General features: G+C 63.1%; 16 protein-coding genes. 8 read left to right on the top strand and 8 right to left on the bottom strand.

Translation table 11 applies throughout. The features are described from left to right. Positions 1 to 68 precede the first annotated feature (68 nt). Positions 69 to 533, top strand: a complete 465-nt coding sequence (locus JF545_RS06770; RefSeq protein WP_206940534.1) for a hypothetical protein — start codon at positions 69 to 71, stop codon at positions 531 to 533. Positions 534 to 560: 27 nt separating this feature from the next. Here JF545_RS06770 and JF545_RS06765 read toward each other — a convergent pair whose 3' ends face one another. The 4 genes from JF545_RS06765 to adhE form a co-directional block, all read right to left on the bottom strand. Beyond that, positions 561 to 932, bottom strand: a complete 372-nt coding sequence (locus tag JF545_RS06765; protein ID WP_206940532.1) for a DnaJ family domain-containing protein — start codon at positions 930 to 932, stop codon at positions 561 to 563. Between the two features lie 69 nt (positions 933 to 1001). Beyond that, positions 1002 to 2447 carry an amidase gene (locus JF545_RS06760; protein ID WP_206940530.1) on the bottom strand — a complete coding sequence of 482 codons (1446 nt, stop codon included), beginning with the start codon at positions 2445 to 2447 and terminating at the stop codon, positions 1002 to 1004. A 118-nt stretch (positions 2448 to 2565) separates the two neighbouring features. Beyond that, complete coding sequence (locus JF545_RS06755; protein WP_206940528.1) at positions 2566 to 3504, bottom strand: helix-turn-helix domain-containing protein; 939 nt, start codon at positions 3502 to 3504, stop codon at positions 2566 to 2568. A gap of 261 nt (positions 3505 to 3765) precedes the next feature. Then, positions 3766 to 6525 (bottom strand): bifunctional acetaldehyde-CoA/alcohol dehydrogenase, encoded by a 2760-nt coding sequence (gene adhE / locus JF545_RS06750; protein WP_206940526.1) that lies wholly within the window; start codon positions 6523 to 6525, stop codon positions 3766 to 3768. Positions 6526 to 7054: 529 nt separating this feature from the next. Here adhE and JF545_RS06745 point away from each other — a divergent pair. The 4 genes from JF545_RS06745 (at position 7055) to JF545_RS06730 (ending at position 10541) form a co-directional block, all read left to right on the top strand. After that, positions 7055 to 8518, top strand: a complete 1464-nt coding sequence (locus tag JF545_RS06745; RefSeq protein WP_206940524.1) for an aldehyde dehydrogenase family protein — start codon at positions 7055 to 7057, stop codon at positions 8516 to 8518. A gap of 149 nt (positions 8519 to 8667) precedes the next feature. Next, positions 8668 to 8865: a hypothetical protein gene (locus JF545_RS06740; RefSeq protein ID WP_206940522.1), complete on the top strand. Its 198-nt coding sequence runs from the start codon at positions 8668 to 8670 to the stop codon at positions 8863 to 8865. 235 nt (positions 8866 to 9100) lie between these two features. Further along, positions 9101 to 9844: a carbonic anhydrase gene (locus JF545_RS06735; protein ID WP_206940520.1), complete on the top strand. Its 744-nt coding sequence runs from the start codon at positions 9101 to 9103 to the stop codon at positions 9842 to 9844. 175 nt (positions 9845 to 10019) lie between these two features. Next, positions 10020 to 10541, top strand: coding sequence for a hypothetical protein (locus tag JF545_RS06730; protein ID WP_206940518.1), 522 nt, complete (start codon positions 10020 to 10022; stop codon positions 10539 to 10541). A gap of 228 nt (positions 10542 to 10769) precedes the next feature. Here JF545_RS06730 and JF545_RS06725 read toward each other — a convergent pair whose 3' ends face one another. Beyond that, on the bottom strand, positions 10770 to 11600 hold the full coding sequence (locus JF545_RS06725) for a Tim44 domain-containing protein (protein ID WP_206940516.1): 831 nt from the start codon (positions 11598 to 11600) through the stop codon (positions 10770 to 10772). A gap of 137 nt (positions 11601 to 11737) precedes the next feature. Here JF545_RS06725 and JF545_RS06720 point away from each other — a divergent pair, with 137 nt between their 5' ends. Then, positions 11738 to 12319, top strand: a complete 582-nt coding sequence (locus tag JF545_RS06720) for an isochorismatase family protein (RefSeq protein ID WP_206940514.1) — start codon at positions 11738 to 11740, stop codon at positions 12317 to 12319. 273 nt (positions 12320 to 12592) lie between these two features. Here JF545_RS06720 and yaaA read toward each other — a convergent pair whose 3' ends face one another. Both yaaA and JF545_RS06710 read right to left on the bottom strand, forming a co-directional pair. Then, a complete protein-coding gene (gene yaaA, locus JF545_RS06715) occupies positions 12593 to 13369 on the bottom strand; it encodes a peroxide stress protein YaaA (protein ID WP_206940511.1) in 777 nt (258 codons plus the stop codon). Between the two features lie 205 nt (positions 13370 to 13574). Then, positions 13575 to 14606 carry an NADP(H)-dependent aldo-keto reductase gene (locus JF545_RS06710; protein WP_206940509.1) on the bottom strand — a complete coding sequence of 344 codons (1032 nt, stop codon included), beginning with the start codon at positions 14604 to 14606 and terminating at the stop codon, positions 13575 to 13577. Between the two features lie 248 nt (positions 14607 to 14854). Here JF545_RS06710 and JF545_RS06705 point away from each other — a divergent pair, with 248 nt between their 5' ends. After that, positions 14855 to 15400: a tetratricopeptide repeat protein gene (locus JF545_RS06705; RefSeq protein ID WP_224852123.1), complete on the top strand. Its 546-nt coding sequence runs from the start codon at positions 14855 to 14857 to the stop codon at positions 15398 to 15400. 170 nt (positions 15401 to 15570) lie between these two features. Then, the gene (locus tag JF545_RS06700; RefSeq protein ID WP_206940507.1) at positions 15571 to 16071 is read left to right on the top strand and encodes a hypothetical protein; all 501 of its coding nucleotides are present in this window, start codon (positions 15571 to 15573) and stop codon (positions 16069 to 16071) included. 68 nt (positions 16072 to 16139) lie between these two features. On the opposite strand, the gene JF545_RS06695 is transcribed toward JF545_RS06700, so the two are convergent. Next, a complete protein-coding gene (locus JF545_RS06695) occupies positions 16140 to 17108 on the bottom strand; it encodes an NAD(P)H-quinone oxidoreductase (RefSeq protein WP_206940505.1) in 969 nt (322 codons plus the stop codon). Between the last annotated feature and the right edge of the window lie 3 nt (positions 17109 to 17111).

The following is a 17111-nucleotide window of genomic DNA, read 5'->3' as shown; positions in this document are numbered from 1 at the left end:
CGACTCTCACCGGTGTGGCGGGCAACGATTCCCCGCTGCGTTTGTGTTCGCAGCACCAGGATGACGTCATGCAGCGCTATTCACGATGTTCCCTTGCCTGCCATTCCCTGGCGGCGTTGATCCTTGTCGCATTCGGCGTCGTCTATCTTTCGCGCAGTGAATTTATGCCTTACCACGCGGCGGCCATGGGGTCGGATTGGGTGTCGGTGGACGGCGGGACCCAGCAGGTGCTGCTGGCGTTGATGCGCGCCCTTGGCGGTGCTTGCCTTGGCGTGGCGGTATTGGTGGGCACCCTGTTGTGGGGGCCCTTCCGCCGGGGAGAACGCTGGGCAACCCTGGCGATACCCATGGCAGGGCTGCTGCTGTGCGCCACTTCGCTGTATGCCCAGCTTGGGGTGGCTCTGAAGACCGCCGCTTCGCCGCCGATGTTGCCGGTGCTGGTCGCCGGGGCGCTTCTGCTGGTGGGGCTGTGGCTGTCGTGGCGCTGGCGCCGACACCACGTCCCGTCGAGCGCCCGGTCGGACTCACGCTAGCGCACTGTGCTGATACCAACCGCAGGGTCAGTCTTCCTCCCACCTCTCCACCAGTCGGTCGTGATAGTGCCCGAGCTCCAGCAGCCGACTGGCACCCCGCCCGCTTTCGGCAAGCCGTGCGCGCAGAAGGCGCAGGCGCTTGTCGCAGGCGCCTCGCTCGGCGGCTTCCTGTGTCTGTGCCAGCAGGTCTTCCACCTCACGCATTTCGCGCTGAAGCTGAAGCTCCGGGGGCAGGTAGCCCGCATTTTTCAGCAATCGATAACCCGCCCGCAGCGTCTCGGGAATCATGCTGTCGTCGTCGAGTTCGATGGGCTTGCCGCGGTCCGGCAGATTATCGAAGGCGCCTTCCTGCTGCGCCTTCTGGATGCGTGTCTCGGCCAGTTGATCGAGCAGGGACATGGGGCACCTCGTGGCGTAAATCGGGTCTGTTGACCCGACTTTAGGCCATCGGCGTCATTCCATCAGCCTTCACCGGGTGCCAGCAGAAGCCAGCGAGGGGAAAAGGCTCGAGGGCGACAGGTCTGGATGTCGACGATGCCAGTCGGTGATCTGCTGGAAAGCCCAGCCGGCGCGTACCAGCATCGCTTCCTCGAACATCGGTGCGATGAACTGGAAGGCGATGGGCCCGCCCTGTTGGCTGAAGCCCGCCGGCAAGGTAATGGTCGGATGCCCGCTCAGGTCGAAAGGACAGGTATAGCGCAGCATGCCGGAAAACAGTGCTTCATCCTCGCCGAACTTCTCCATAAAGGCCATCGACGGGGCGGCGTAGGCGGTGACCGGGGCAATCAGCAGATCGACGCTGGCCAAGAGGCGGTCGACCCGGCCCTTGAACTCGGCCCGGCGCAGCAGTCGTTGCTGGTGGTCCACAGCGCTCTGGGCGCGCCCCAGGTCGATCAGGCCGGCAAGACCAGGGCCGTACGCTTCACGCTGGCTGGGGAAGGTCTCGGCGTGGGCGACGGCGGTCTCCACGCCGCACAACGGCGCCCAGTCGAATACCGCCTGCTGGGTGTCGGGGAAGTCGATTTCCTCGATCTGGGCACCGAGCTGTTCCAGGTTGGAGAGTGCCTGTTCGAGGACGCCTCGGGTCTCGGCATCCACCGCTTCGATGGCCCAGCGAGGGTCGAGCCCGATACGCACACCCTTCAGGCCGCGTGTCATGCCGGCCAGGTAATCCGGCACGGCGAGGGGGACAGCGGTGGGGTCACGTTCGTCGGCACCGGCAATAGCGCCAAGTAGCGCCCCGGCATCGGCGGCGCTGCGGGCGATCGGCCCGATGTGGTCCATCGAGGCCGCCAGTTCGAAGGCGCCGTGTCGGCTGACGCGGCCCCAACTCGGCTTGAGGCCGGTGACGCCGTTGGCGGCGGAGGGGAAGCGAATCGAGCCTCCGGTGTCGGTGCCCAGCGAGCCAAAGCACAGCCCGGCGGCGGTGGCCACGCCGGAACCGCTGGACGAGGCGCCTGACCACAAAGCCTCACCCCAGGGGTTGGTGGGCGGCGTGATGTCGGGGTGATGATCGGCGAAGGCGCCTTCGGTCTGCTGCAGCTTGCCCAGCAGCACGGCCCCGGCCTGGTCGAGGCGTGTAACCACGCTGGCCGTTTCTCGGGGCACGTGGTCACGGTGCAGGGGCATGCCGTGGGTCGTTGGGGTCCCCTTGGTCCACAGCAGATCCTTGACGGCCAGCGGAACACCCTGAAGCGGCCCCTTGTGGTTGCCGGCAGCCAGATCTCGGTCTGCCTGGGCCGCCTGCTGAAGTGCGCTGTCGGCCATGATGGTAACAAAGCTGTTCAGGGTGATATCGATGCTGTCGATGCGCTCGAGCATGGTGCGAGTGACCTCGACGGCGCTCAGCTCCCTGGACTGGATACGACGGCCGATCTCGATAAGGCCGTCAAAGTGCAGCGGATGGTCTGTCATTGTTCTCATCCTGATGGTCAGAAAAAATGCACACCTTCAGGGTAGGCAGCGGGCAGGACGCAGGTTTGCCTGAGCGGGCCAAGCGTTGGCCCGAGAGGGCCAGGACGTGCTTGTGGGGTCACATCGTCTCGGGTGCGTGGCGAGTTGCGCGCAGCAAGGTAGAGGGCGAATGGCCATAGGCCCGACGGAAGCTACGGCTGAAATGGGAGACACTGGTAAAGCCATGCTCCAGAGCGACCTCGGTGATGCTGCGGGTACCACCTGCTCGCAGGGTGGCGCGACTCTGCTCCAGGCGAATCGCCCACAGTGCTGCCATGGGCGTCTGACCATGCCGAGCGAACAGGCGGGTGAGGGTGCGCCGAGAGACATGGTTGTCCCGTGCGATGCGCTCAAGGCTCAGCGAGCAATCCTGGTGCTGTTGTCGCAGGTAGTGACAAAGGCGTCGGTAGAGAGCGTCGTTGCGATCGTCTCCCGCGCCGCCAAGCCCCTCGAGCACCAACGCCGCCAGATCGACCATCGCCTCGCCGAGCCCAGTCGACGACGCCCCGGCGTCCAGCCGGGCGCCGTCGTGGATCAACGCCTTCAATGAGGTGGCGCCCGGCAAGGTCGTCGGGATAGGCCGCGCGGTCAGCGACTCGGTGGAGGCCAGGCGACGCATCAGGGGCGCCCGAGGCAGGCGCACAAGATGAAGCGCGCTGGCGCTCAGGCACCATTCGAACGGGCGGCAGGCATCGTATAGCACCAGGTCGCCGGGCCCGATGGTGATACGCCGCTGATCCTGATCGAGCCTTGCCGTGGCGCTCTCGAGAAAGCCGAGCCACAGGTCATCGTCGCTGTCGTGGGACAGGTGATGGGACTGCCGGCGCCAGCGGTGGGAAGAGGCGGCCATCGTGCTGATGGCGACGTCGCCGTATTGCCTGACGCTGAGACTGCCATGGAAGGGCCGCTCGTCGAGGCATTGACTGTCCGCGGGAATGCAGTGACGGCAGACGACGTCGTGCCAGAAGGCGAAGCGCTCTCGGGAGTCGATCTGTCGGGTGGTAAAGGCGGCCGTCATGCGGGTGTCCTTACGGGCGGGGCGACCACAAGGTCTCGCAATGGACACCGATGTCGCCATCTTTCCGACACTATAGCGCAGGTATCGCGCAGGTGGGTTGGCTGGCGGCATGCACGTCGGTTGGCCGCTTGGCTCAGGGGATGTGGTCTGGCGAATGTCTGCAAGACGCTAAAGCCCCCGCGAGTCACTCTCGCGGGGGCTGTGGTTGTGGCGGGACACCGTCGATCAAGCCCTGCCGAGGAGCCAGGCGCCAGCCTGGACTCAGGCGTCGGCCTTGGCCTTTCTCGCCTTGCGTGCCGGTGTCTTGGCTGCCTGATCCTTGGCGCCCTGATCCTTCGATGCAGGTGCACTGGGGACCTCTGCGTCGGCCTTGGGCTCCTCGCGCTTCTTGATCACGGTGGTGCCGGCGAAGGTCTCACCCTCCACGTAGACCTCACCGTAGTAGGAGGCCCGCAGCACTTCCTTGAGTTCGCTGATCAAGGGGTAGCGCGGGTTGGCGCCGGTGCACTGGTCATCGAAGGCTTCTTCCGCGACCTCGTCGAGCTTGGCCAGGAAATCCGCCTCGGCAAACCCTGCGTCCTTGATCGAGGCAGGAATATCCAGGTCGCGCTTGAGCTCGTCGAGCCAGTTGATCAGCCGCTCGACCTTCTGGGCGGTGCGGTCTCCGGCCTGGGACAGGCCCAGGTGATCGGCGACCTCGGCATAGCGACAGCGCGCCTTGGGCCGGTCGTACTGTGAGAACGCCGTCTGCTTGGTCGGGTTGTCGTTGGCGTTGAAGCGCACCACGTTAGTGATCAGCAGGGCGTTGGCCAGACCATGGGGCAGGTGGAACACCGCGCCGAGCTTGTGGGCCATGGAGTGACACACGCCCAGGAAGGCGTTGGCGAAGGCCATGCCGGCGATGCTGGCGGCGCTATGCACCTTCTCTCGGGCCACGGCGTTGCGCTCGCCTTCACGGTAGCTGACCGGCAGGTACTGCTTGAGCAGCTTCAGCGCCTGCAGCGCCTGGCCATCGGAGAATTCATTGGCCAGCACTGAGACGTAGGCTTCCAGCGCGTGGGTCACCGCGTCGTAGCCGCCGAAGGCGGTCAACGACTTGGGCATCTTCATCACCAGGTTGGCGTCGACGATGGCCATGTTCGGGGTCAGCTGATAGTCCGCCAGCGGGTACTTGATGCCGGTCTTGTCGTCGGTGACCACGGCGAAAGGCGTCACCTCGGAGCCGGTGCCGGAGGTGGTGGGAATGCACACCAGGCTGGCCTTCTCCCCCATGGTGGGGAACTGGTAGATGCGCTTTCTGATATCCATGAAGCGCATGGCCAGCTCCTCGAAGTGCACCTCCGGATGCTCGTACTTGACCCACATGATCTTGGCGGCGTCCATCGGCGAGCCGCCACCGAGGGCCAGGATCACGTCCGGCTGGAAGCTGGCCATGGCTTCGGCGCCCTTGTCGACGATGGACAGGGTGGGGTCGGCCTCGACGTCATAGAAGGTGTGGACCTCCATGCCCTGGGCCTTGAGCAGCGCGGTCAGTTCATCGACGTAGCCGTTGTTGAACAGGAAACGGTCGGTGACGATGAAAGCTCGCTGCTTGTCCTTGAGGTCGGTCAGGGCCACCGACAGGCTGCCGCGACGGAAGTAGATCGACTCGGGGAGCTTGTGCCACAGCATGTTTTCCGCCCGGTTGGCCACCGTCTTGGTGTTGATCAGGTGCTTGGGACCGACGTTCTCCGAGATGGAGTTGCCACCCCAGGAGCCGCAGCCCAGCGTCAGCGACGGTGCCATGTCGAAGTTGTACATGTCACCGATGCCACCGTGGGAGGTGGGGATGTTGATCAGGATGCGCGCGGTCTTGAGACGGTCGCCAAAGTAGCGAATGCGCTCCTTTTGGGTGTCCTGGTCGGTGTACAGGCCCGAGGTGTGGCCGATGCCGCCGAATTCGACCATGGTGCAAGCCTGGTCCACGGCGTCCTCGAAGGAGCTGGCGCGGTACATGCCAAGGGTCGGCGACAGCTTCTCGTGGGCGAAAGCGTCGTCGATATCGACCCGCGGGCCCTCGCCGATCAGGATCTTGGTATCGGCGGGCACCTGGATGCCGGCAAGCCCGGCAATGGTGACCGCCGACTGGCCGACGATGGCAGCGTTGAGGTGGCCATTCTTCAGCAGGATCTGACGCACCTGGTCGGCTTCGGCGGGCGACAGCAGATAGGCGTTGTGGGAAGCAAAGCGCTCACGTACCTCGCTGTAGACCTCGTCCAGCACGATCACCGCCTGCTCCGAGGCACACACCACGCCATTGTCGAAGGTCTTCGACATCAGCACCGAGGCGACCGCCCGCTTGATGTCGGCGGTCTCGTCGATGATCACCGGCACGTTGCCGGCACCCACGCCAATGGCCGGCTTGCCGGAGGAGTAGGCCGCCTTGACCATGCCGGGTCCACCGGTGGCCAGGATCAGGTTGATGCCCTCGTGCTGCATCAGGGCTTCCGAGAGTTCCACCGAAGGCTGGTCGATCCAGCCGATGATGTCCTTGGGCGCCCCTGCCGCCACCGCTGCCTCCAGCACCAGCCTGGCCGCCGCATTGGTGCAGTGGCGGGCCCTGGGATGGGGCGAGAAGATAATGCCGTTGCGGGTCTTCAGCGAAATCAGCGCCTTGAAAATGGCTGTAGAGGTCGGGTTGGTGGTGGGCACGATGCCACAGATCAGCCCCACCGGCTCGGCGATGGTCATGGTGCCAGCCTCGTCGTGGGTGGCGATCACACCGCAGGTCTTGTCGTCCTTGTACTTGTTGTAGATGAACTCCGAGGCAAAGTGGTTCTTGATCACCTTGTCTTCGAGCACGCCCATGGCGGTTTCTTCCACCGCCTGGCGGGCCAGCGGAATTCGAGCGTGGTTGGCAGCAAGCGACGCCGCTCGAAAGATCGTGTCGACCTGCTCTTGGGAGAAGCTGGCAAAGACGCGCTGCGCGGCCTTGACCCGTTCCACCAGGGCATCGAGTTCAGCAAGATTGGTAACAGCCATCAGAGGCCTCCAGACAAGAGATAGAAAGACAAAAAGCAACCTGCGAAACCTCCTCCAGCTCCCTGGTTAGGCGTGCCACGGAGGAGGCTTGAAAAGCGGCTTTGACCTGTCCCCGTCAGTCTATGGCTGTCACGATTCAGCGCTGCTGATAGAGGTCAGCTTTTTCGCCGCTTATATACCGTTTCGAACATCATGATGATCGCAAGCATGGGGTCGGCCTATCCGTGGACCGGGGTATGAGACGTGCGTTTGGCGAGATTCAGTGGTGGCCGCGAGAGGTAGTCATCGAGGCTGGCATGACCCACCTGAGGCACTGAAGAGACGGCGGAGCGGTACAAAATGTCACTGTTCGCCCCCTTGCGAGGGATCGGCGAGCTGTCTAGGATTCTGTGACGATAGTTGTACGAAAGTTGTTCGCAACGAAAGCTTTGCGACATAAAGCTGTGCGACGCAAGAGCTGCGCGACGCATGAGCTGCGTGACCCAAGAGCTGCGCGAAACGGACGTTGTGCAAAACGGAGGGAGTCGGTATGTGGAGCCTCAAGGATTTGCAGTTGCAGCCCATCGCCGGGGAATGGCGAGACGGGGGATCTGGAAAGACACTGGAAGTGTACGATCCCTATCATCAGACGTCGTTGATCAAGATCGTCCAGGCGGACCGTCATGACGTGGATCGGGCGTTCGAGACCGCGCAACAGGCCCAGCAGCAGTGGTCTGCCACCAGTGCCATCGAGCGGGCAGCCGTACTGAGAAAGGTGGCCGAGCGTCTCGAGGCGCGTAAGGATGAGTTGATCGAATGGTTGGTTCGTGAGTCCGGGAGTACCCGCATCAAGGCGGAACTTGAATGGAACAATGCCCGGGAAATGTCGCTGGAAGCCGCCGCCATGGCGACCCGCGTGCAAGGATCGATGGCCGCGTCCAGCGTGCCGGGCAAGGAACATCGCGTTTATCGCAAGCCACTGGGCGTCATCGGCGTCATCAGTCCCTGGAACTTTCCCTTTCACTTGACCCAGCGCACCATCGGGCCGGCGTTGGCCTTGGGTAATGCCGTGGTGCTGAAGCCTGCCAGCGACACGCCGTTGACCGGCGGACTGTTATTGGCTCGGCTGTATGAAGAGGCAGGCCTGCCGGCCGGGCTGCTCAGTGTTGTGGTGGGCTCCGGCAGTGAGTTGGGGACGCCCATCGTCGAGCATCGGTTGGCCAAGCTCATTTCCTTTACGGGTTCAACGGAAGTCGGACGGCAGATTGCCAAGGGCGCTGTGGGCGGTCGCTTCATCAAGCCGGTGGCGCTGGAGCTGGGCGGTAATAGCCCCTTCGTTGTGCTCGACGATGCAGATATTGACCAGGCGGTCAGAGCCGCCGTGGTGGGCAAGTTCATGCACCAGGGGCAGATCTGCATTGCGATCAATCGGCTGATTGTCGATGCCACCATCTACGATGAGTTTGTCGAGCGCTTTGTCGAGCGGGTCAAGGGGCTCAAGGTCGGTGACCCTGCCGAGGCCGACACGGTCATTGGTCCGATCATCAATGAGCAACAGCTCGAGGGCTTGAAAGAGGTCGTGCACAAGGCTCGGCAGTCGGGGGCCAAGGTTGCCCTTGAGGGTTCTCTGGAAGGGCCCTGTCTACGGCCTTGGGTATTTCGCGACGTCAGTGAACAGATGGATATGGCCTGCAATGAGATCTTCGGGCCGGTCGCCGGAATCATCATGGCCCATGGTGAAGACGACGCCGTACGTATCGCCAATGCGACCGAGTACGGCCTTTCCGCAGCCGTCTTCAGCGGCTCCCTGGAGCGCGGCGAACGCGTCGCTCGGCAGATCGACTCCGGCATGGTGCATGTCAACGACATGCCGGTGAATGACGAGCCTCATATGCCCTTCGGTGGCGAGAAGAACTCGGGCATCGGCCGCTTCAATGGTGACTGGGTGCTGGAGGAGATGACCACCGTGCAATGGGTCAGCGTTCAGCGTGAGCCCCGACAGTATCCGTTCTGATGTGGCTGACGAAATGAAGCCACGCAGTGTCAATTTTACTTAGTTCCCGAGCAACTGCTCCGTCGGTGGGGCGCTCGCCCCCTAGCCAGTGTCACATTGGCACGCTAGGGTGATAGTGAACTTCGACCAATGTTGTACAAGGAGATGTCATGAAGAACAGCATGATGCGTCGTTTTGGTATGGCTTTCGTGATCGCCATGATGGCCGGTGGCCTGGCAGCCTGCGAAGAGGAAGGACCCGCGGAGCAGGCCGGTGAAGAGATGGATCAGGCGGTGGAAGATGCCGGTGAATCCATGGAAGAGATGGGCGAGGAGATGGAAGAGTCTGCCGAGGACGCGACCAACTAAGCCTGTCGATACATCGTTTTAGGTAAGAGCCTTGTCTCAGACGAGCCGGCATTGATGCCAGTGTTCGCCGACCAGCCGGCCGAGCTGGCGATCGATTGAGCAGTCTTTGCTTTAGCGATATACAGCCAACGCTGGTATGCCAATCGGTCACATGAGACCTTCAACGATCAGTAGGATAAAGAGCCTGCCCTATGGGGCAGGCTCTTTTCTTTTTTGTTGGACAAGGATGACGAAAATGACTCTGTTGAAGGTCACCAGCTTTCTTAGCTGCGCACTTTTCACCTGCAGCGCGCTGGCAGCCACCGAAGCGCCTCACTGGTCCTACCAGGGTGAGACCGGACCGGCTCATTGGGCGGAACTTAGTAACAGTTACGAGGTGTGCGGGCTGGGCCATAACCAATCGCCGGTGGATATCGCCTATGGTGTTGATGCGGCGCTGGCACCGCTTGAGCTCTCCTATGGCCAGCCTGGGGCTGCGGTGGTCAACAATGGCCACACGGTTCAGGTGGCCTCTTCTCAGGACAATACCCTGACGCTGGATGGTGACGTCTATACCTTGTTGCAGATGCATTTCCATGCTCCGTCTGAGCACACGGTGGATGGACGCCAGTTCCCGCTGGAGGCGCACCTGGTACATGCCAACAAGGAGGGAGATCTGGCAGTCGTGTCCGTGATGTTCGAAGAAGGTGAGCAAAATGCCGTGTTTGACGGGCTTGTGGCGAGTTTGCCCAGTAGTGCCGGAGATACGGCGGAAATAGATGGCGGCATTGACTTCGCCCAGGTGCTACCGGAAGACCAGGAATATTTTCGTCTGAATGGTTCGCTGACCACCCCTCCTTGTACCGAAGGTGTTCGCTGGTTGGTGATGAAAGCGCCGCAGTCGCTGTCCTCTGACCAGATGACTGCCTTTGCTCAGGCCATCGGCGATGACAACAACCGCCCGATTCAGCCGCGCAATGCGCGGGTCGTGATCGAGTAAGCTGAGGGTTGGCGGGTGCATGCTGGCATGTGCCCGCCTGTCGCTGCAGTGGCGTCGTTTCCTTGGAAACTGCACGGTCTTTGCGGAATACGCGCAAGGAGAGGGCTAGCCAAGACGCGCCCAGGCTTCTAATGTAAATGGGGAGTTCATACTCATCATTCCCTGGAGGTCTTACATGAAGCAAGGAACGTTTCGTCGCCTGGCCCTGGCTGCTGCTATTTCGTCGTTGATGTTGGTCATGGCCGGTTGCGAGGATGATGCAGCCGAGGAAGCCGGCGCCAAGGTGGATGACACTCGCGAAGCCGTCGAGGAGCAGGCGCAGGAGCTTGCAGCGGATGCCGAGCAGGCCATGGATGAGGCCGCAGAGGGCATGGCGGAAACCGCTGACGACGCGGAACAGGCCATGGATAACGCCGCCGCCGAAGCCGAGCAGGAAGCCGACGAGGCCGCCGCCAGCATGGCGGAAACCGCTGACGACGCGGAACAGGCCATGGATAACGCCGCCGCCGAGGCCGAGCAGGAAGCCGACGAGGCCGCTGCCGGCATGGCTGACGCTGCTGACGATGCGGATCAGGCCATGGATGAGGCTGCCGCAGAGGCCGAGCAAGAGGCCGACCAGATGGCGGACAGCGCCGGTGAGACGGTCGAAGAGGCCGGCGATGAAGTTGAGCAGGCCACCGACAAGGCCGCGCAGTAATCTGTCTGACGCCGCTGCGCTGTCTCCTGGGGCCCTGTCTCGGCTAGGCACCAAGTGCCGACTCACGCCGCCAGCCTTCAGCTGAATAGTGCGGAGTTGCTCGAACCGCTCTATCGTTCACGCGGCAAATGAAGAAAAAGGGGCCGAGATCCTAGGATCTCGGCCCCTTTTGCGTTCGCTGCCGATAAGCGTCGACCGCTTGCCGGCAGCGGGTAGCACAGACTGCCGTCAGGCGTTTTGTTCGATGCCCTGCACGTACCAGGGGGCATCGTCACGCATTTCGCGCACCAGGTGCCAGGTTTCGTTGAACTCTGTTTCGGTGCCGTTTTCGTTGAGCACTCCATGGAACAGCACGCGGGCTTCGGCCTGGGTGCCCAGTTCCTGCACCCCACCGAGTTCCGCAAACAGACGCACGATCTCGGTCTGGTTGTTGGCCGGCTCGCTGGCGCGCTGCTCGCGCAGCAGGTTGTAGAGCTCCGGTGTCACGTACTCCTGGATGCGCGGGAGGTCGTTGTTGTCCCAGGCCCGCTGCAGGGTCATGAAGTGCTCCTTGGCACCACCGAGGAAGCGCTCACGGTCGAACCACTCTGGGTCGCCCTGAGGACCGCCGAAGGCGGCACCGGAAGTACCGGAGCTGCCGGGCATCTGGAACGGAGAAGAGGGGGCCTGCTCGCGCTGCATGCCATATCCGCCACCTCCGGCCGATGCCGTTGCCGAACGACGCCGGGCCAGCAACTTGAACGCCAGGAAGGCGAGGCCCGCCATCAGCAGGATATCGACCATGCCAAGCCCATCGAAGGCACCGCCGAAGAACAGTGCGCCGAGCAGGCTGCCGGCCAGCAGGCCGCCTAGCATGCCTCCCATCAGGCCGCTCTTCTTGCCCGCGGTGGGTGCCGCGTTCGGACGCGCCGTGTTTTGCGTCTGGGTGGCGCTGGGACTGGCCTGACGCGAGAAGGAGCCGACACTCTTGCCGCCGCCCAGGCGACGGGCATCGGCGCTGTCGACGGCGAGGCCGAAGCCCATCACGCCGACAAGAATCATCACGAGAAGGTGACGCATCTAGACATCTCCATAATTCGGCCTGCGTTGGCCTGTCTTTACCGGTGTCCCTGGTGGTCACCGGTGAGTCGCTCGTCCATTCTAGCGATAACGAGCGTCGCGGGAAGCCGTGTACAACGAAAAGGCGAGGAGAGAGTATGCTGATCGAGCGTAGCGATAGTCTACTACTGGTGGTCGACGTACAGACGGCCTTGATGCCGGTGGTGGCGAGGGGGGACCAGGCGATCACCGAAATTGGCTGGCTGGCAGCCGTGGCGGAGCGCCTGGAGGTTCCGGTGTGGGTGACCGAGCAATACCCCCAGGGGCTGGGGACGACGGAGCCGCGCCTGACGTGCGCCCTGCCACAGAGCGCGCACTGGTTTACCAAGAGTCACTTCAACGCCTGTCGAGAACGCGAGGTGGCGCAAGCCCTTGAGGCGGCAACGCCGCGTCAGGTGGTGATCGCCGGAGCCGAGGCCCATATCTGTGTGCTGCAAACGGCGCTCGGACTGTTGAAGCAGGGGGTCGAGGTATTCTGGCTGGTCGAGGGTTGCGTCAGCCGACGCGGGGAGGAGGCGAGACTTGCCGGCGAGCGGGCCCGTCAGGCCGGCGCCCACTTGGTCAGCGCTGACATGGTCGCCTACGAATGGCTCGAGCGCTGCGATGACCAGGCCTTTCGTGAGGTGCATCGTGAATTGCTGCGACCCAGGGCGTCGCGGCCGCTGCGACTCGGGACCTGAGGATCCGGAGCTGAGGACCTTGAACCGAGGATGGTGACTAGAGTCTCTTGAAGACAGGGCTTTGAAGACAGGGCTTTGAAGACAGGGCTTTGAAGACAGGGCTTTGAAGACAGGGCTTTGAAGACAGGGCTTTGAAGACAGGGCTTTAAAGACAGTGCCTTGGTAGAGAGGGGGCGGAAAACAGCCCCTGAAACTGGGCCCTTGAAAAAAGATCCGGTAAGCCCTCCCGGAAGAGGGCTTGTCATGCCGGGCCCCGGCGCTTCGGCCGCTGCCTCAGGCGGGGGTGTCGCGGGTGAATACCAGGGTGTTGCCCTCGGATTCGGCGGCGCTGAAACGGTAGCCGGCCACGTTGAAGTCCTTGAGGCCTTCCTTGTCATCCAGGCGCTGCTGAATCATCCAGGCGGCCATCAGGCCACGTGCCTTCTTGGCATAGAAGCTGATGATCTTGTACCGATCGTTTTTCCAGTCCTTGAACACCGGTGTGACCACGTCTGCGTTGAGGCTCTTGGCGTCGATGGCCTTGAAGTACTCGTTGGAGGCCAGGTTGACCAGCACCGGGGAGCCACTGCGCGTGACTGCGGCATCCAGCTCGGCGGTCAGCAGCGGCTTCCAGAACGCATAGAGGTCCTTGCCGCGCTCGTTGGCAAGCCGAGTGCCCATTTCCAGTCGATAGGGCTGAATCAGGTCGAGCGGGCGCAACAGGCCATAGAGACCAGACAGAATCCGCAGATGGTCCTGAGCGAAGGCATTGTCGTCATCGCTGAAGGTGTCTGCCTGCAAGCCGACATAAACGTCGCCCTGAAAGGCTTGGGCCGCGACCTTGGCGTTGTCCGGCGTGAAGGGTGTCTGCCACTGACCAAAGCGCGCTGCATTGAGGCCAGCGATCTTGTCACTGACTCCCATCAGCTCCGAGATCCTGGCCGGGCTGTAGTCCCGCAGGATGTCGATCAATTCGCGAGAATGCTCGAGATAGTCGGGCTCCGTCCAGGTGGCAGTGGTGGCCGGGGTCTCGAAATCCAGCGTTTTGGCAGGTGAGATCACGCTCAGCATGGGCGGGCTCCTGGGGTCGTTATAGGCCGTCAATCAAAGAGGGGTAGTGTATCAAGCCCCGGCGAAGGCCGGGGCTATGATGCAGATAAGGCCAGAGTATCAGGCTAGCTGGCTCACGCCCTTATGCCTGGGACGTCATGGCAAGGGCGTGCGCCAATGGTGTGTCGAAGGAAAGTCGCAGCTCACGACAAAGCCTAGGCCTTGATCAGGGGCTAGGGTTCGGGATCCGCTGGTGGATCGCCTCGATGCCCTCCAGCACTTCTTCCGACAGTGTCAGTGCCTCCGAGGCCAGGTTGCTCTCCAGCTGATCCATGGTGGTGGCGCCGATGATGTTGCTGGTCAGGAAGGAGCGGGAGTTGACGTAGGCCAGTGCCATCTGGCCCGGGTCGAGGCCGTGCTCGCGTGCCAGCGCCACGTAGGCTTCGGTGGCGGCCGTGGCCTGTTCGGAGCTGTAGCGGCTGAAACGGTCCCACAGCGTCAGGCGTGCGCCCTCTGGGCGAGCGCCGTTCAAGTACTTGCCCGTCAGCACGCCGAAGGCCAAGGGAGAGTAGGCCAGCAGGCCCACCTGCTCGCGCTGGGCAATCTCCGCCAGCCCGACTTCGAAGGTGCGGTTGAGCAGGCTGTAGGGGTTCTGGATCGATGCCACCCTGGGTACGCCGAGAGTGTCAGCCAGCTTAAGACAGCGCATCACCCCCCAGGGCGTCTCGTTGGACACGCCAATGGCACGTACCTTGCCCGCGTCGACCAGTTCTTTCAGGGCTGACAGCGTTTCCTCTAAAGCGGTGGCCTGCTCGTCCTCGTCGTGGGTGTATCCCAGGCGGCCGAAGAAGTTGGTGGAGCGATCAGGCCAGTGCAGCTGGTAGAGATCGACGTAGTCCGTGTTCAGCCGCGACAGGCTGCCATCGATCGCCTCGTGCAGGTGCTGGCGGTCCAGGCGAGGGCCGCCGCGGATATGGCTGATACCGGGGCCTGCGGCCTTGGTGGCAATCACCACGTCATCGCGGCTCTGGCGGCCCTTCAACCAGGAGCCGATGTAGGACTCGGTCAGCCCCTGGGTCTCGGCCTTGGGTGGCACCGGGTACATCTCGGCGGCGTCGATGAAATTGACCCCAAAGGCCACGGCTCGGTCGAGCTGGGCGTGGGCTTCTGCTTCCGTGTTCTGTTCGCCGAAGGTCATGGTGCCAAGACAAATGCGGCTGACGTCGATACCGGTAGTGCCGAGAGGGCGGGTCTGCATGGGAGCTCCTTGTGTCGGTGCGTGCACAATGGCACGACCGAACGGTGAATGCTGCATGGCACCGAAATGTTACCTTTGCCCGATATACGTCGCCACCCTCAGGGGTTGAGTCCTCTTCGGGCCAGGCGTATGCTTGCCAACCCGTTGCCCCGGAGGAGTCCGTGGCACCGCAGATTGAACCAGAAGAGCGCCCGTGACACAGGAGGTGTCCGGTCCGACTTCCACGCTTTGGATTCAAGGTTGTTGCCATGCAGCAGGCATCGTCACTGAAGACGCGGCTCGAGTATCGTCTGGCCCAGCAGTTGTTTCATACCCGCTGGCTGCCCCGCTCGCCGCGAACCCAGAGGCTGACCATGCGTCTGTTTCAGCGTTGTGCGGACGCCGGCCATCCGGCGGCTCTATCCCTTTATGGGCACATGCTGTTTCACCGGTCACGGGCTCCCCAAGACAAGGCACGTGGCGCCCGCTACGTGCTTCAGGCCGCTCACGGCGGAGACGCTCGCGCCCAGTATCAGGCCGGGCAAATCCATGAGAATGGGTGCGCCCTGTATCCCGCCCGTCACGACCATGCCGTCACCTGGTACGCCAGAGCCGGCGAGGCCGGTCATGCGCTGGCCGCCGCGCGTCTTGAGCGGGCCTACCGCCATGGAGAGCTGTCGCTGCCCGTTGATCGGGAGCGCGCTGACTACTGGGCATCCTTGGCCCGCCCCGGCCAGGCTCCGGCGACAAGCGACGGTGGAGACGATGTCGCTACCGCTTCGCTGGACAAAGCAGAAGGCCAGCAGCGACACTAGGGTGATCTAGCGCGACCACGGGTTGCGCGCGGGTCCCGGTAAGGCCGATGCGAGCGGCGGTTCAGGCTACCCTGACCGCCGCTGACAGTTTGGGCGTCGGGAAGGGTTTTCGTTGTCGGATAACGTCGAGTCGGCGTTTCGGCCGGCAGTCACTTCGAGGTTCTCAGCCTGTGGCGTTACCGACTCTGCTCGATATCGAGGCGTCTGGTTTCGGGCGCGGTAGTTATCCCATCGAGGTTGGGCTGGCCCGCCCTGATGGCAGTTGCTGTGCCTTTCTCATTCAGCCGCTTGATGAGTGGACCCATTGGGATCCCAAGGCCGAGCTGTTGCATGGCATCTCCCGCGCACGCTTGCAGCGGGAAGGCTACCCCGTGCGGCACGTGGCGCGCTGGCTGAATGATGAGCTGCATCAGGTGGGTATCGCCTATAGCGACAGCTGGGGCTATGACAACACCTGGCTGTCACTCCTCTTTCATCATGCCGGAATGATCCCCGCTTTCCGTCTGGAAGCCTTGAGGCGTTTGCTGGACGAGGCCCAGATGGCCATGTGGAGCGACGTCAAGGAAGCGATGATTGCCGAGCAGGGTATTCAGCGTCACCGAGCCGGTGACGACGCCAAGCTGCTGCAGATGACCTTTGCACGGACCCAGGCGCTCAGTGCGCGACGCTGAGCGCTGGCGTCAGCCAGACAACTTGTCCACAGTGGCCAGCCAGTGACTGTCTGTGGACAAGTCGTGTTTCAGAGCTCGGCCACCTGGAGCAGCACCTTGCCGGTGTTGGCGTTGGCGTCGACGTGGCGATGGGCGGCCTCGACTTCCTGAATGGGCCATTGGGCGTCAATCTGTGGCGTCAGATCGCCGCGCTCTATCCTGGGCCATACGTGGCGTGCCAGCTGATCCAGTATCTTGCCTTTGGCCTGGGGGGATTTGGCGCGCAGGGTGGAGCCGATCAGGCGCTGGCGTTTCATCAGCATTCGCCCTAGATCCAGCTCGGCGTGGCGCCCTCCCATCAGGCCGATGAGCACCAGTCGGCCATCGGCGGCGAGCACGCGCTGGTTGTCTGCCAGATAGCTCGCGCCTACTGGGTCGAGAATCACATTGATCTCGCCAAACGCCTTCACCGCTTCGACAAAACTTCCGTGATGACGATTGACCCCGGACTTGGCACCCAACGCGAGGCAGTGCGCCAGCTTGTCGTCGCTGCCCACGGTGACAAAGCAGGGGTGGTCGAACTCTCGGCATAGCTGAATGGCGGCAGTACCGACGCCGCTGGCGGCCGCGTGGATCAGCACGCGCTCTCCCGGCTCCAGCGCCCCCTCCATGAACAGGTTCAGCCAGGCGGTGGCATAGACCTCCGGCAAGGCAGCGGCCTCGCGCAGGTCCACACCGGCCGGAACGGGCAGGACCTGGCGCTCGTCGACGCACACGCGCTCGGCATAGCCACCGCCGGCCAGCAGGGCACATACGGGCTGTCCACGTCTGAGCTGCTCGACGTCGGGACCGACGGCTGCCACGCGGCCACTGACTTCCAGCCCCAGCACGCTGGAGGCCCCCTCCGGGGGAGGATAGTGCCCGGCGCGTTGCATCAGGTCGGCGCGGTTGACGCCGGCCCAGGCCACCTCGATATGCACCTCTCGACCCTGCGGTGGAGCGAGATCCTGGCTGCGTTGCCACCGTAGCTGGTCGCCGTCTGGTTGAATGGCGTACATGTG

It is taken from the genome of Halomonas litopenaei, assembly GCF_017303055.1.
Classification (GTDB): Bacteria; Pseudomonadota; Gammaproteobacteria; order Pseudomonadales; family Halomonadaceae; genus Halomonas; species Halomonas litopenaei_A.
Note: the sequence above shows the minus strand (reverse complement) of the source record. Positions and strands in the feature narration are given on the sequence as shown.